15 protein-coding genes are annotated in these 14487 nt (G+C 70.5%); 13 read left to right on the forward strand and 2 right to left on the reverse strand.

Features of this window, described 5'->3' with window-relative positions; translation table 11 throughout:
* The first annotated feature begins 139 nt into the window (after positions 1-139).
* The 8 genes from map (at position 140) to truA (ending at position 5302) form a co-directional block, all read left to right on the forward strand.
* Positions 140-976 carry a type I methionyl aminopeptidase gene (map, locus tag ACFYMU_RS17470; protein WP_388373666.1) on the forward strand — a complete coding sequence of 279 codons (837 nt, stop codon included), beginning with the start codon at positions 140-142 and terminating at the stop codon, positions 974-976.
* Positions 977-1116: 140 nt separating this feature from the next.
* Positions 1117-1338, forward strand: coding sequence for a translation initiation factor IF-1 (infA, locus tag ACFYMU_RS17475; RefSeq protein WP_003948620.1), 222 nt, complete (start codon positions 1117-1119; stop codon positions 1336-1338).
* 59 nt (positions 1339-1397) lie between these two features.
* The gene (gene rpmJ, locus ACFYMU_RS17480) at positions 1398-1511 is read left to right on the forward strand and encodes a 50S ribosomal protein L36 (protein ID WP_003998809.1); all 114 of its coding nucleotides are present in this window, start codon (positions 1398-1400) and stop codon (positions 1509-1511) included.
* Between the two features lie 190 nt (positions 1512-1701).
* The gene (rpsM, locus tag ACFYMU_RS17485) at positions 1702-2082 is read left to right on the forward strand and encodes a 30S ribosomal protein S13 (RefSeq protein WP_388373668.1); all 381 of its coding nucleotides are present in this window, start codon (positions 1702-1704) and stop codon (positions 2080-2082) included.
* A 64-nt stretch (positions 2083-2146) separates the two neighbouring features.
* A complete protein-coding gene (rpsK, locus tag ACFYMU_RS17490; protein WP_003956432.1) occupies positions 2147-2551 on the forward strand; it encodes a 30S ribosomal protein S11 in 405 nt (134 codons plus the stop codon).
* 144 nt (positions 2552-2695) lie between these two features.
* The gene (locus ACFYMU_RS17495) at positions 2696-3718 is read left to right on the forward strand and encodes a DNA-directed RNA polymerase subunit alpha (RefSeq protein WP_062640332.1); all 1023 of its coding nucleotides are present in this window, start codon (positions 2696-2698) and stop codon (positions 3716-3718) included.
* Positions 3719-3858: 140 nt separating this feature from the next.
* Positions 3859-4350, forward strand: coding sequence for a 50S ribosomal protein L17 (gene rplQ / locus ACFYMU_RS17500; protein ID WP_388373670.1), 492 nt, complete (start codon positions 3859-3861; stop codon positions 4348-4350).
* An 88-nt stretch (positions 4351-4438) separates the two neighbouring features.
* On the forward strand, positions 4439-5302 hold the full coding sequence (truA, locus tag ACFYMU_RS17505) for a tRNA pseudouridine(38-40) synthase TruA (protein WP_388373672.1): 864 nt from the start codon (positions 4439-4441) through the stop codon (positions 5300-5302).
* A 107-nt stretch (positions 5303-5409) separates the two neighbouring features.
* On the opposite strand, the gene ACFYMU_RS17510 is transcribed toward truA, so the two are convergent.
* Positions 5410-6393 carry a hypothetical protein gene (locus tag ACFYMU_RS17510; protein WP_388373674.1) on the reverse strand — a complete coding sequence of 328 codons (984 nt, stop codon included), beginning with the start codon at positions 6391-6393 and terminating at the stop codon, positions 5410-5412.
* Between the two features lie 17 nt (positions 6394-6410).
* Here ACFYMU_RS17510 and ACFYMU_RS17515 point away from each other — a divergent pair, with 17 nt between their 5' ends.
* From ACFYMU_RS17515 to ACFYMU_RS17535, 5 genes are all read left to right on the forward strand, one after another.
* Complete coding sequence (locus ACFYMU_RS17515) at positions 6411-7589, forward strand: CapA family protein (protein WP_388373676.1); 1179 nt, start codon at positions 6411-6413, stop codon at positions 7587-7589.
* 209 nt (positions 7590-7798) lie between these two features.
* The gene (locus tag ACFYMU_RS17520) at positions 7799-10048 is read left to right on the forward strand and encodes a HAMP domain-containing protein (RefSeq protein ID WP_388373678.1); all 2250 of its coding nucleotides are present in this window, start codon (positions 7799-7801) and stop codon (positions 10046-10048) included.
* 6 nt (positions 10049-10054) lie between these two features.
* Positions 10055-11500: a poly-gamma-glutamate synthase PgsB gene (gene pgsB / locus ACFYMU_RS17525; protein WP_388373680.1), complete on the forward strand. Its 1446-nt coding sequence runs from the start codon at positions 10055-10057 to the stop codon at positions 11498-11500.
* Between the two features lie 74 nt (positions 11501-11574).
* Positions 11575-12057: a poly-gamma-glutamate biosynthesis protein PgsC/CapC gene (locus tag ACFYMU_RS17530; protein ID WP_388373682.1), complete on the forward strand. Its 483-nt coding sequence runs from the start codon at positions 11575-11577 to the stop codon at positions 12055-12057.
* A 17-nt stretch (positions 12058-12074) separates the two neighbouring features.
* Positions 12075-13151 carry a C40 family peptidase gene (locus ACFYMU_RS17535; RefSeq protein WP_388373684.1) on the forward strand — a complete coding sequence of 359 codons (1077 nt, stop codon included), beginning with the start codon at positions 12075-12077 and terminating at the stop codon, positions 13149-13151.
* Positions 13152-13301: 150 nt separating this feature from the next.
* On the opposite strand, the gene ACFYMU_RS17540 is transcribed toward ACFYMU_RS17535, so the two are convergent.
* Entirely contained in the window at positions 13302-14177 is an 876-nt protein-coding gene (locus ACFYMU_RS17540) for a hypothetical protein (protein ID WP_388373686.1), read from the reverse strand.
* Between the last annotated feature and the right edge of the window lie 310 nt (positions 14178-14487).

Genomic DNA, 14487 nt, shown 5'->3' on the forward strand with positions numbered 1-14487 from the left:
ACGTCGGCATCACTGCCGCTCTCCGGCCGCGGTTCCCCGAGGGGACCGCGGCCGAGCCGTGGGCGGACAGCGAGCGTCCGGCCGCCCGTATCGTTGATGTAGTCCGCTCCCTCTCCGGTCCAGAAAGGCCGCAGCCCTCATGGTGCAGATCAAGACTCCCGAGCAGATCGCCAAGATGCGTGAGGCCGGGCTGGTGGTCGCGGCGGTGCACGCGGCCACGCGCGAGGCGGCCGTGCCGGGTGCCACGACGAAGGATCTGGACGAGGTCGCGCGCAAGGTGCTCGACGAGCACGGCGCGAAGCCGAACTTCCTGGGGTACGGCGGCTTCCCCGCGACCATCTGCACCTCGGTGAACGAGGTCGTGGTCCACGGCATCCCGTCCGACGAGGTCGTCCTCAAGGACGGCGACATCATCTCCATCGACGCGGGCGCGATCGTGGACGGCTGGCACGGCGACGCCGCCTTCACGGCCTTCGTGGGCTCCGGTCACGCTCCGGAGCTGGTCGAGCTCTCCCGGGTGACCGAGGAGTCCATGTGGGCCGGCATCGCGGCGATGAGGCAGGGCAACCGGCTGGTCGACATCTCCCGGGCTGTGGAGACGTACATCCGCCGGCAGCCGAAGCCGGGCGGCGGGCGCTACGGGATCGTCGAGGACTACGGCGGGCACGGCATCGGCACCGAGATGCACATGGACCCCCACCTGCTGAACTACGTGGACCGGCGGCGCGGCAAGGGGCCGAAGCTGGTGCCCGGGTTCTGTCTCGCCATCGAGCCGATGGTGTCGCTCGGGACGCCGAGGACGCGCGTCCTGGAGGACGACTGGACCGTCATCACCACCGACGGCACCTGGTCCTCGCACTGGGAGCACTCGGTCGCGCTGACCGAGCAGGGCCCGCTGGTCCTCACCGCGCCCGACGGGGGCAGGGCCAAGCTCGCCGAATACGGCGTCACGGCCGCCCCCGACCCCCTTGCATAGTGATCTCGGGTGTGGGGCAGACTTCCCCGATTCGTCTTTCCAGGGGCCCTGACGTAGACTGACTCGTCGGCTCTCGTGCATTCGCATGTCCGCATGCGGGGCGCGCGGCCGATCAAGGTAGTCGATTCGAAGGGCGAAGCGTGGCCAAGAAGCAAGGTGCCATCGAGATCGAGGGCACTGTCGTCGAGTCTCTGCCGAACGCCATGTTCAAGGTCGAGCTCCAGAACGGCCACCAGGTCCTGGCACACATCAGCGGCAAGATGCGCATGCACTACATCCGCATCCTCCCTGACGACCGGGTCGTGGTGGAGCTGTCTCCGTACGACCTGACGCGTGGCCGGATCGTCTACCGCTACAAGTAGATCTTGCCCTTGCCCCGTCCGACGGGGTGGTGGCACTGACCCGGAGAACCTCACATCCCATGAAGGTCAAGCCGAGCGTCAAGAAGATCTGCGACAAGTGCAGGGTGATCCGCCGTCACGGCCGGGTCATGGTCATCTGCGAGAACCCGCGCCACAAGCAGCGCCAGGGCTGACGCACGACCGCACCCTCTGCGACTCGCAGGGATTCGCGCGACGCGAGCAACATGTTCATACGCAGGGCCCGGGCCTGATCCCTCAGGTCTGACACCCCCGGTTCGGAGGCCGGGGACCCAGTTCGTACCTCGTACGGCGGCTGGGAACCGGTTCTGCGGAAGACCTCCGAAGATCAACTGGAGCCATTGAATGGCACGCGTTTCCGGTGTTGACATCCCGCGCGACAAGCGCGTGGAGGTCGCCCTCACCTACGTGTTCGGCATCGGCCGGACGCTGTCCCAGCAGACGCTGGCCGCCACCGGAGTGGACCCGAACACCCGTGTTCGTGACCTCTCCGAGGAGCAGCTGGTCGCGATCCGCGAGTACGTCGACAACAACGTCAAGACCGAGGGTGACCTCCGTCGCGAGATCCAGGCCGACATCCGCCGCAAGGTCGAGATCGGCTGCTACCAGGGCCTGCGGCACCGTCGCGGTCTTCCCGTCCGCGGCCAGCGCACCAGCACCAACGCCCGTACCCGCAAGGGTCCGCGTCGCGCCATCGCCGGCAAGAAGAAGCCGGGCAAGAAGTAGTCCGCAGCGGACACCTGTCCACGGTCTTCGCTGTAGGACCGACCACCTCCCTAGGAGATAGAGGATGCCCCCCAAGGGACGTCAGGGCGCTGCCAAGAAGGTGCGCCGCAAGGAAAAGAAGAACGTCGCTCACGGCCACGCGCACATCAAGAGCACGTTCAACAACACGATCGTCTCGATCACGGACCCGTCCGGCAACGTGATCTCCTGGGCCTCCGCCGGCCACGTCGGCTTCAAGGGCTCCCGGAAGTCCACGCCGTTCGCCGCGCAGATGGCCGCCGAGTCGGCCGCGCGTCGTGCCCAGGAGCACGGCATGCGCAAGGTCGACGTCTTCGTGAAGGGCCCGGGTTCCGGTCGTGAGACCGCGATCCGCTCCCTCCAGGCCACGGGCCTCGAGGTCGGCTCCATCCAGGACGTCACCCCGACCCCGCACAACGGCTGCCGTCCGCCGAAGCGCCGCCGCGTCTGACGCACGGCCTGCCTGGCAGGAATCGGGCGGTACGCTCCGTGTTCGGTTCGTACCGCCCGTACCCTTGCAGTACCGCACCCTTTCGGTGCGGCTCCGTAGGGCGTCATATAGCGGGCGCCCACGACTGAAGGATCTGATCCACACATGCTGATCGCTCAGCGTCCCTCGTTGACCGAAGAGGTCGTCGACGAGTTCCGCTCCCGGTTCGTGATCGAGCCGCTGGAGCCGGGCTTCGGCTACACCCTCGGCAACTCCCTGCGTCGTACGCTCCTCTCCTCGATCCCGGGTGCGGCGGTCACGTCCATCCGCATCGACGGCGTTCTGCACGAGTTCACCACCGTGCCGGGCGTCAAGGAGGACGTCACCGACCTGATCCTGAACATCAAGCAGCTGGTCGTCTCCTCCGAGCACGACGAGCCGGTCGTGATGTACCTGCGCAAGCAGGGCCCGGGTCTCGTCACCGCCGCCGACATCGCGCCCCCGGCCGGTGTCGAGGTGCACAACCCCGACCTCGTCCTCGCCACGCTCAACGGCAAGGGCAAGCTGGAGATGGAGCTGACCGTCGAGCGCGGTCGCGGTTACGTCTCCGCCGTGCAGAACAAGCAGGTGGGCCAGGAGATCGGCCGTGTCCCGGTCGACTCGATCTACTCGCCGGTTCTCAAGGTCACCTACAAGGTCGAGGCGACCCGTGTCGAGCAGCGCACCGACTTCGACAAGCTGATCGTCGACGTCGAGACCAAGCAGGCCATGCGTCCGCGCGACGCCATGGCGTCGGCGGGCAAGACCCTGGTCGAGCTGTTCGGCCTGGCGCGCGAGCTGAACATCGACGCCGAGGGCATCGACATGGGTCCGTCCCCGACGGATGCCGCCCTCGCCGCCGATCTGGCACTGCCGATCGAGGAGCTGGAGCTCACCGTCCGCTCCTACAACTGCCTCAAGCGCGAGGGCATCCACTCGGTGGGCGAGCTCGTGGCCCGTTCCGAGGCGGACCTGCTGGACATCCGCAACTTCGGCGCGAAGTCCATCGACGAGGTCAAGGCGAAGCTGGCCGGCATGGGCCTGGCCCTGAAGGACAGCCCGCCCGGATTCGACCCGACCGCCGCCGCGGACGCCTTCGGCGCCGACGACGACGCGGACGCCGGGTTCGTCGAGACCGAGCAGTACTGATCGTCACCGGCGGGGCGCGGGGTCTCCCGGCCCCGCCGGCCAGACCTCCGGGTTCGCCCGGATCTCCGACGGGCGACCGCCCGCTCGGATACTGACCCCGGTACCTGACACGGCCGGGGCAGACACCTAGGAGAAACACGATGCCGAAGCCCACCAAGGGTGCCCGCATGGGCGGCAGTGCCGCGCACGAGAAGCTGATCCTCGCGAACCTCGCGAAGGCGCTGTTCGAGCACGGCCGTATCACCACCACCGAGGCGAAGGCCCGCCGCCTGCGCCCGTACGCGGAGCGTCTGGTCACCAAGGCGAAGAAGGGCGACCTTCACAACCGCCGCCAGGTGCTCCAGGTCATCACGGACAAGAGCATCGTCCACACGCTCTTCACCGAGATCGGCCCGCGCTACGAGAACCGGCCCGGTGGCTACACCCGCATCACCAAGATCGGCAACCGCCGTGGCGACAACGCGCCCATGGCGGTCATCGAGCTGGTCGAGGCGCTGACGGTGCAGCAGAAGGCGGTCGGCGAGGCCGAGGCGGCGACCAAGCGCGCCGTCAAGGAGACCGAGACCGCGAAGGCGGAGGAGGCCACCGAGGCTCCGGCCGTGGAGGCCGCCGAGGGGTCCGAGGACGCCTGAGGCACCGCCGCACGCTGAGCGGGTCCGCCCTTCGGGGCGGGCCCGCTTTCGCGTCTCCGAGAGGATGCCGTACTGAGAGGATCGCCTTGTGAGTGACGAAGTACAGCCCGGTGACGTCCGCATCCGCCTCGACCTCTCCTACGACGGCAGCGGCTTCCACGGCTGGGCCAAGCAGGCCGGTGGCAGGCGGACCGTCCAGGCGGAGATCGAGGACGCCCTGCGCACCGTCACCCGGGTCCGGGACGCGGCCTGCGAGCTCACCGTGGCCGGGCGCACCGACGCCGGGGTGCACGCGCGGGGACAGGTCGCCCATGTCGATCTGCCGCGGGAGGTGTGGGCCGAACACCGCGGGAAGCTGCTGAAGCGGCTCGCCGGGCGCCTGCCCAAGGACGTGCGGGTGTGGGCCCTCAGAGAGGCGCCCAGCGGCTTCAACGCCCGTTTCTCGGCGGTCTGGCGGCGGTACGCGTACCGGGTCACCGACAACCCGGGCGGAGTCGACCCGCTGCTGCGGGGCCATGTGCTGTGGCACGACTGGCCGCTCGACGTCGACGCCATGAACGAGGCGGCGCGGCCGCTGATCGGCGAGCACGACTTCGCCGCCTACTGCAAGCGGCGCGAGGGCGCCACCACGATCCGTACGCTCCAGGAGCTGAGCCTGGCGCGCGGCGACGACGGGATCATCACCGCCACCGTCCGGGCGGACGCCTTCTGCCACAACATGGTGCGGTCGCTGATCGGGGCGCTGCTGTTCGTGGGGGACGGGCACCGGGCGCCCGACTGGCCGGGGAAGGTGCTGGCGGCCGGCGTACGGGACTCGGCGGTGCATGTCGTACGGCCGCACGGGCTGACCCTGGAGGAGGTCGGCTACCCCGCCGACGAGCTGCTGGCCGCCCGCAGCAGGGAGGCGCGGAACAAGCGGTCGCTGCCGGGAGCGGCCACGGGCTGCTGCTGAGCGGTGGGCCGGCGGGCCGGCGGGCCGGCGGGTCCGGTCCGGTGCTCTGTCGCCGAGCGGTGGCCCGGCGCGTCCGGTGCTCTGCCATCGAGCGGCGGCCGGCGTGCTCAGCGGTCCCTCCAGTCCGCGGTGAGCCCCGACAGGGCCGCCGCGGCGGCGTCGGCGTCCTTGCCGTGTCCGCGTGCGCCGGGGGCGAGCTCCACGTGCACGAACTCCGCGTGCTGCCGCTGCGCGCTACGGCCCTGGACGTTCGTGGTGCCCTCCACCGGGCACCGCGCCGACCACGCCCGGCACACCCGTAGCCCGTGGGCCTCCATGCGGTCGGCCAAGGCGGAGGTCTCGTCGAGCACGCTCCGCGCCGCGCCGGTGGACACCACGGCCTCGTAGGGGCGCTGCGACGTCCTGGCGAAGCCGTGCAGTTGGAGGCCGGGTACGCCGCGCCTCTGGAGTTCCACGATCACGGTGTGGAAGGCGCTGTCCTCGCGGTGGGAGACGTCCGCGGCACCGTTCCGGCCCGCTTTCCGGTGGGCGCCGGCCATGACCAGCGCTCCGCCGGGGGTGTCCTCCAGCAGCCGTACGCCCAGCAGTTCCGTGTCCCGGTCGGCCACGGGGTGCGGCACCTGGACGCTCCAGCGGAGGGCCGAGTCCGCGTTCAGATACAGCCGGCCCCAGTGCTCGGCCACGCCGGACCGGACGGCGGCGATCTCGTCGTATCTGCGGCCCGAGGCGGTGTCGGTGAGGCGGGTGATGCCCAGACCGACGTCGGCGAGCAGCCGTTCCGCGTCCTTTGCGTGCCCGTCCAGGAGGCGCCCCACGCCCTGGGCGATCCGCTCGCGCTCGCCGCGGTCCGGCGGTGTGTAGTTCCCGCCGGGCGTGAACCGCGCCGTGTACGCGAGGATCCGGCTCCGCAGGTCGACCAGTTCCCGGGAAGGCGGAACGGAACCGTCCGTGGCGCCGTGCGTCGACGTCCGGCAGCCGAACAGGGCGAGCACGAGCCCGAAGAGTGTGAATACGGTAAGGAAATGTGATCGCTTCGTGATGGCAGAGTTCCTGATAGTTGTGTGGTGCATGTGAACATTACGCGGTGACATTTCGTGAACCTCTCCGCATGGGGCGTACGGTAGCCCTGATCGCGCTCGCCGCACTGACCGCCGGGTGCACCTCGGGTGCTGCCGCGTCGTCGGTGAAGCCGGGCGGACGCTCGTTCACCGTCGCCGCCGCCGGGGACATCCTCATCCACCCCGAACTGGTCGAGCAGGCCGCGAAGGACGCCAAGGCGACCGGCGAGGGAGAGGCCGGACTGGACTTCGGGCCGCTGCTCGCCGGGGTTAAGCCGATCATCAGCAAGGCCGACCTGGCGATCTGCCATCTGGAGACGCCGGTCGGAAACCCCCGGGGCCCCTTCGAGGGCTATCCGGAGTTCCTCGTCCCGCCGCAGATCCTGGGGACGTTGAAGGATGTGGGGTACGACACGTGCTCGACCGCCTCCAACCACACGTTCGACCACGGTCTCAAGGCCGTGAAGCAGACCTTGGACGCGATGGACGAGGTCGGACTCGGCCACACCGGCTCCGCGCGCACCCCTGCCGAGGCGAAGCGGATCAACATCCGCGAGGTCAACGGCGTCAAGGTCGCCCACCTGGCCTTCTCCTGGGAGTCCTTCCTCAACCCGACGCCCGGCAAGGAGCGGTGGGCGTTCAACCGGATCGGCACCGAGGAGATCAAGAAGGCGGAGACCCGCGCCCGCAGGCTGGGGGCCGAGGTGGTGATCCTCACGCTCCACTGGGGTCTTGAGCACTACAACGAGCCGAGCGTCCCGCAGCTGCAACTGGTGGAGCGCGTCACCAAGGAGACCGGGGTCGACCTGGTGATCGGCCACCACCCCCATGTGGTGCAGCCGATCCAGAAGGTGAACGGCACCTGGGTCGCCTTCAGCCTGGGCAACGAGGTCGCCCGCCACTCCTCGCCGACGGGACTCACCGAGGAGGGCGTGATCGGCTGGTTCACATTCCGGGAGACCGCGGACGGCTGGGACGTCTCCGCCCGCTACCGCACGACGTTGGTGGACATTCCGCCCGAGGTGGAGGACGGCGACAAGGCGCCCGACGGCGCGGTCACCGACCACCGGGTGGTGGATGTGCGGCACATGCTCGACGAGCCGGGAGATCTGCCCCCGGACCGCATCGCCCGCTACCAGCTCGCGGCCGACCGCACCCGCGGCTTCCTCTACAACCGGGGAGCTCCCGGCGGCGACGGGCTGAAGGAACTCACGCTGGAGCGTGATTAGCGCCACTGCGTAGTTCGGGCCCCGCGTACAACCTCGGCGCCCGTGACGAGTCTGTCAGGAAAAGACTCGATCACCCCCGTTTGCCAGCGGTCCTCCCCTGATGGGCGCTGCGCACCCGTACAGGTCGGAGAGGTAGACCACCGGTGACATCCACCCTTGCCGAGCGCCCCCGTGGGAAGGGCCGGCGGCGCAGCCGCAGACGAGCGGACATGCCGCTCCTTGGCGGCATACGTCCCCCGATCGCCCTGCTGTTCGTGCTCACGCTGGCCCTCGCCGGGCTGACCGCCAAGGTGCTGGGACCCATCGGTGACCAGGTCGTGCCGAAGGCGGTGCTGGCGTCGCAGCAGCACTTCGCGGAGGACGGCGCCATCGCCCTGCGGGCCTCGGTCGACGAGCGGGTCGCCGACCTGGACCGCACCGCGACCGCGCTGAACGCCGGCTCGCCGGTCCAACCGGAACACGTGCTGTCCGACCTGGGGAAGACCTACCAGAAGTGGACCGGCACCAGCGTCCTCGACCTGGAGAGCGGCAAGGTTCTCGCCGCCCGAGGAGAAACGATTCCGCTGGCCTGGCTGACCAAGGACGTGCTCACCGGGGACAAGGCCCTGGTGCCCCGCATGGTGCGGCTGGAGACCGGTGAAGTACGCCTGATGACCATGGCGGTCCTGTCCTGGAAGGGACAGCCGCAGCAGCTGCTGATCGCGTCCAACAGCCTGGCCGTGCCCTCCATCAACCTGGGGCCGTTCCGCTCCATGGCGGTGGTGGCCCGAAACGGTGAGGTCCTCGCCGTGGCCGGCTTCGAGCAGGCCGAGGCGCTCAACTCCGACCAGGAACGCGAGGAACTGGCCTTCCTGCAGAAGCAGATGACCGACCTGTCCGCCCGGGCGGCCGACCTGTCCGAGCGGAACCCGGTCAGCACCAAGGAGCCGGGCTCCCGGGGCTACCCCGGCGTCAGCGGCACCCTGCTCGGCAAGGAGTACAACGGCCGCGTGGCCACGGCGGGTTACGCCTCCCTCGCCTCCGCCGACCCCGAGACGAAGCAGAGCGCCGGCGCCGGACTCGGCCTCACCGTGGTGGCCCTGCTCCCCGTGGTCCGGCAGCAGGCCGTCGAGCAGGGCCGCGAGCTGTACGGGCTGCTGGCCGCCGGGGCCCTGGTGGCGCTCGGACTGCTGGCGGTGGCCGTGCTGTGGACGACCGTGCAGCGGCCGCTGCTGCGCCTGTTCCTGGAGGCCCGCAGGCTGGCCAGAGGCGATCTGACCCGGCCGGTGGCAGTGCCCCGGTGGGGTGAGGCCGCACGCATCGGCTCCGCCCTCGAACAACTGCGCGGGCAGTTGCGGGGTGAGGGCGGCCCCGCCGATCCCGGACAGCGACGGAAGTCACGGTTCGGGGTGCGCCTGCCGCTCGCCCTGACGGCCGTACTGCTGCTGCTGTGGTGCGTACCGGTCGGCCTGCTGCTCAACCGCACGGACGCCTCGGTCAGCGTCCCCGCCTCCATGGTCAACGACCAGCGCGACCGCACCGACCTGATCGCCGACCGGGTGCGCAGGGCGCTCAACGAGGCGCACGCGGACGTCGTCTCGACGTCCCGCCTGATCGGCGGGAACGCCGACGACGAGACGGTCCGCGCCCTGCTGGAGACCACGCTGCGCGACCACCCCCGCTACGCGACCCTGTACCTCGTGGCCGAGGACGGCACCGTCTCCCTGCACGCCGGGCAGGAACCGCACGCCGCCTGGAGCCGCGGGAAGGATCTTCCGTTGATCAGGGTGGCGGGCAGGGGCGGCAAGAAACCGGTGGTCCAGGCCGGGGCTCCCGTCCCGGGAAGGAAGGGACTGACCCTGGTCGGCGAGGTGCGGGTGGAGTTCCTCAACTCGCTGCTGGACCGGCCCGGGCTCGGCGAGGTCCGCGTGGTGGACTCCCAGACGCTGACCATCGCCGGCAGCGAGGGCTTCCTGGCCTTCGAGAGGCTGCCGGGCGACACCCTGCCCGAGCTGGTCAGGGCCGGAAACGTACAGGTCGGCGCGGGCCCCGTGGAGAACGGGCTGCTGATACGCGAGGGACGGGCCGTGACCGTCGCCGCCGCGGCCCCCTTCTCCGGGGGCGGCGAGGCCGCCGACATCGGCTGGAGCGTCGTCAGCTGGCAGGGCGCCAAGCACTTCCAGATCACCCCCTACGTGCGGGAGGACCGCAGCGTGCTCGCCGGGATGCTCGGCCTGGCCGCGATCGTCGTCTGCCTGGGCTGGGTGCACCTGGTCGTGGCCCGGCCCATGCGGAGCCTCGCGTCCGGCGCGGAGAAGCTCGCTGACGGTGATCTCAAGACCGTGCTCTACCCCCGCTACCACGACGAGGTGGGCGCCGTCGTGCGCAGCCTCGAACTGCTCCGCCAGCAGTTGCAGGCCCGCAGGCAGAACCAGGCGCGCCCGTACGCCGAGCCCCGGCCCGCCGCCCAGGAAAGGTGACCCGCTGTGCTCTATCTGTACTTCGTCCTGCTGGCCGGCGGTGTGTCCCTGCTCGTCGCGGGCATCGTCGAGCAGCGCAGGCACTACGCCAGCCTGCACAGCATCCCCTCGCGGGTGCTCGTCAACGGGATCCGCGGCAAGTCCTCCATCACCCGGCTGTGCGCGGGCGCCCTGCGCGGCGGCGGCCTCGTCACCGTCGCGAAGACGACGGGGACGGCCGCACGGTTCGTCCACCCCGACGCGACCGAGGAGCCGGTCTACCGCAAGTTCGGGATCGCCAACGTGGTGGAGCAGATCGGCATCGTCCGCAGGGCCGCCGCGTACCGGCCCGACGCGCTGGTCATCGAGTGCATGGCCGTCATGCCGGCCCTGCAGGAGGTGAACCAGAGCAAGCTGATCCGCTCGACGATCGGCGTGCTGTGCAACGTCCGGGAGGACCACCTCGCCGAGATGGGCCCCACCCTGGACGACGTGGCACGGTCGTTGTGCCGCTCCATGCCGGAGAACGGCATCTGCGTCACCGCGGAACGGGAACGCTTCCACATCCTCCAGGAGGAGGCGGACGCCCGGAACTGCCAACTCGTCTACGCGGACCCGGAATCGGTCTCCGACAGCGAGTTGCGGGGATTCAGCTGGTTCACCTTCAAGGAGAACGTGGCGATCGCACTGGTCGTGGCGGAGCTCCTCGGGGTGGAGCGGCAGGTCGCCCTGCAGGGCATGTACGACGCCCCGCCGGACCCGGGCGTGCTCTCCGTGGAGCGCTGTCTCACACCCGACGGCAAGCGGCTCGCGTTCGCCAACGTCTTCGCGGCGAACGACCCGGAGTCCACCCTGATGAACATCAACCAGCTGCTCGACCTCGGAGCGATCAGCCGGCCGCTGAACGTCGTGATCAACTGCCGCCCCGACCGGGTCGAGCGCAACGGGCAGATGGGCCAGATCGTCCCCGAGCTGCGGCCGGACAACGTCTTCGTGATCGGGCACCCCGCCAGGAGCGCCATCGACGCCATCCCCGCCGAGTGGCGCGACCGGGCCGTCGACCTGGGCGGGGAGCGGCGGTCGGCCGAGGAGTTCATGCCCGCCCTGTTCGACCGCCTGCCCGCGGACTCCTCCCTCGTGGCCATCGGCAACATCCACGGACAGGGCGAGGAACTCCTCGAGTACCTGGCCGAGCTCCCGGCGGACGAGACGCCCGCCGCGGCGAGTGAGCGCACCGGTGCCGTCGTTCCGCCGTCCCAGTCGCTGCTCCTGGACCCGTTCGCCTCGTATCCCGCCGCCTGGGAGGAGCGGTACCAGGCCTCCCGGACCCAGGAGATACCGATCGTCGGGTATCCGGGCCACGCCGGGCAGGAGGGGGCGTACACGGCTCCCGTCCAGGAGGCCGGCCGCCACGACGGCTACGGCGGCACCCCGCCCCCCTCGGCCGACAGCGGCTGGCCGCCGCGTTCCTGACCCCCGTGAGCGCGGCGGTGGCCCCCGGGCCCGACCGCCTCGTCCCAGACCTCGCACGCCTGCCGGAGACCCCGTTGACCACCGCCACCCTGACCCCCGAGATGGCCGCCCTGGGCATCGCCATAGGACTGTTCTTCTCGCTGCTCTGCTATCTCACCACCAACCTGTCGCCCGGCGGCATGATCACGCCGGGCTGGCTCGCCCTGACGCTCATCGAGGACCTGCAGCGGGCAGCGATGGTCGTGGGCGTCACGGCACTGACCTACGCGGGCACCAAGGTCATGCAGCGGCTGGTGATCCTCTACGGCAAGCGGCTGTTCGCCGCGGTGGTGCTGCTGGGCGTGCTGCTCCAGGCCACGGTGATGATCGTGCTCTCCCTGGAGTTCCCGCTCATGTACGGCAACCAGACGCTCGGCTTCATCGTGCCCGGTCTGATCGCCTACCAGATGGTGCGCCAGCCCAAGGGGGCCACTCTGCTGGCCACGGGCACCGTCTCCCTCATGGCCTACATCGTCGTCGCCGGGGGCCTGCTGCTCGGCGTCATGCCCACCGTCTGAAAGCCGAGGACACAACGATGGCAGCAAAGAAGAAGTCGCGGCCGGTCGTCTCGGCGGCCGTGGTGCTGACGCTGGTCGCCGCGTCCGGATACCTCACCCTGGAGCTGCGGAAACGGGATGATCAGGGGATACCGCAGATCACGAACGTCGGCGTGCTGGACGGCTCCGGGCGCTCCGGCGGGGCGTCCGAGAAGGGCGAGGAGCACTGGACCCGGCTGGACAACCCCGCACGCTCGGTGCTGCGCGGGGCCGACGGCCGGATCAAGGCCGTGCTCACCGACGGGGCGCGCACCGCGACGCTGACCGGGCCGGCGCGCACGTTCGGGGAGCCGACGTCGACCAGGTCCAAGGTGTCCACGACGGACTGGGTCCGGCTCATGCCCGAGCCCTGGTCGAAGGGGTCGGAGGACAAGCGCTGGTTCAAGGAGTGGTACACCGAGTACGCGGACAGCAAGGAGGACGACCTCTTCGCCACCGCCTTCCAGTACGTGCAGGACGCGCCGGTGAAGAAGGACGCGCAGGGCGTCGCCTACGCGGGCGACGCGAACTTCGGTCCGCTGAACACGACGGGTGCCGAGGGCGGCGACCTGCGCCTGGAGCAGTCCGACTTCTACGACTACCTCGGCCTCCGGTATCCCTTCCGGGACGGGACGGTCGGGGAGCCGGAGGCCGTACGCGCCCGGTCGGTGGACTGCTCGGGGTTCATCCGTCTGGTGATCGGATACCGCGCCCGCTACCCCCTGATGGCCACGGACGACGCGGGCGACGGCCTGCCGCGCACCGCCAACGGGATGGCCCGCTCGAACGAGGGCGTCGACATACTGCCGCTGCACGGGATATCGGCGCAGGACCGGCCGACGGCCATCGATCAGCTGCAGCCCGGGGACCTCGTCTTCTTCAAGCTCGACACCCGGACCGGGCAGCGGCTGGACCACGTGGGCATGGTGCTCGGCTACGACACGGAAGGCCACCTGATCTTCGTCTCGAGCCGTGAGGAGGTCAACGGCCCGACCATCGGCGACCTGGGCGGTGTGTCCCGGCTGGACGGCAACGGCTACTACGCGAAGACGCTGCGCAGCGCCAAGCGGCTGTGACCTGCGGCCGGGGCCGCGACAGGGCGGGCGGGCCCGGTGCGGGGGCGCCGGTGCGGATGGCCCTGATGCGGATGGCCCTGATGCGGGCGGGCCCGCTGCGGGCGGCCGTACCGCGTGCGCGCGCCGCCGGGAGCCCCGGGCCCCCGGCGGTCACCGGTTGGCCGCCGCCGACGCCTGCGCCTCGCCGCGGCGGCGTATCTGGCGGAACGCGAACTCCGCCAGGTCGTCGCCGGCCGCGAAGACCTTCGCGTCCTTGGCCGTCACGTCCTTGCCGCCGGTGAAGCCGGCGAGCGTGAAGTACGCGTAGCGGCCGTAGGAGTTGGTGGTGGAGCGGCAGACCGTCGTACGGCAGAACGTGGGCACGCCCTGACCGGTCAGCGAGGTGAGGATGCTCCTGCCGTCCGCCTGCTGCTTGGCCTTCGTCGCCTGGGCCGCGGTGTCGAAGAGGGCCACGCCGACCGTCACCGCGACGCCGTCCTTGGTGTAGCTGGCGCGCATGAGGCGGGTGCAGCCGTTCTTGGTGAGCACCGCGGGCAGCGTCCCCCGCACGGCCGACGCGCACTTCGCCGTGGAGGCGGTGGGGCCCTTCTTGTAGACGTTCGTGCCCATGGTCAGCTGGGTGCCGGGGAAGAGCGTGTTCGCGCTGATGGGGGCGGTGTCCTTCGCCGCGCTGGAGATGAAGTCCATCGGGTCCAGCGGGGGAGGGGCCGAGGTCGGCGCGAACGAGGGATCGGCGTCGGCGCTCTGACTGGGGATGCCCGCCGTGCCCGGCAGCTCACGGGTGGGCTTGCCCGACGCGCCGGTGTCGCCGTTCGCCGACACGACCGCCATGGCGACGGCGGTGCCCACCGCGACGGTGGCCAGGGCGCCGCCCAGGATCAGCAGCAGGCGGCGGCGCCTGTTGCGCGCCTCCGAGGCCTCGGCGAGCGCGGCCCAGTCCGGGGTGGCGCCCTGGCTCCCCCACTGGTGCTGCTGGGAACTCGGTTTCCAGGGATCCCACTGGGGCTCCCCCTGCCCATAACTCATGCGGCGCATCTTAGACGGGGCACGGGCCGCCCGGTGCGGCCCCCAGGGCCGGAAAACCAAGGGCGCCGAGGCTTTGACGGGCCTGTACGGGAATCTCCCCCTCCGCCCCTGTGCGGTCGTCCGGGGCGGTGTCGTCCCGTTCGCCGGCACCTCCCGTCCGCGGCCGGGCACGGGGGGTGACACCCGTGGTGCTCACGGGGCGGCGGCACCGTCGTTTTGACCCGTACGGGCGCTCCCGTTATTCTGGCTGTTCGTTATGTGTATTGGCTTGCTCATTCTCACGTGAGGGGCCCTTACACCGGTCCACCGG

The organism is Streptomyces sp. NPDC007264 (assembly GCF_042869095.1).
Taxonomy (GTDB): domain Bacteria; phylum Actinomycetota; class Actinomycetes; order Streptomycetales; family Streptomycetaceae; genus Streptomyces.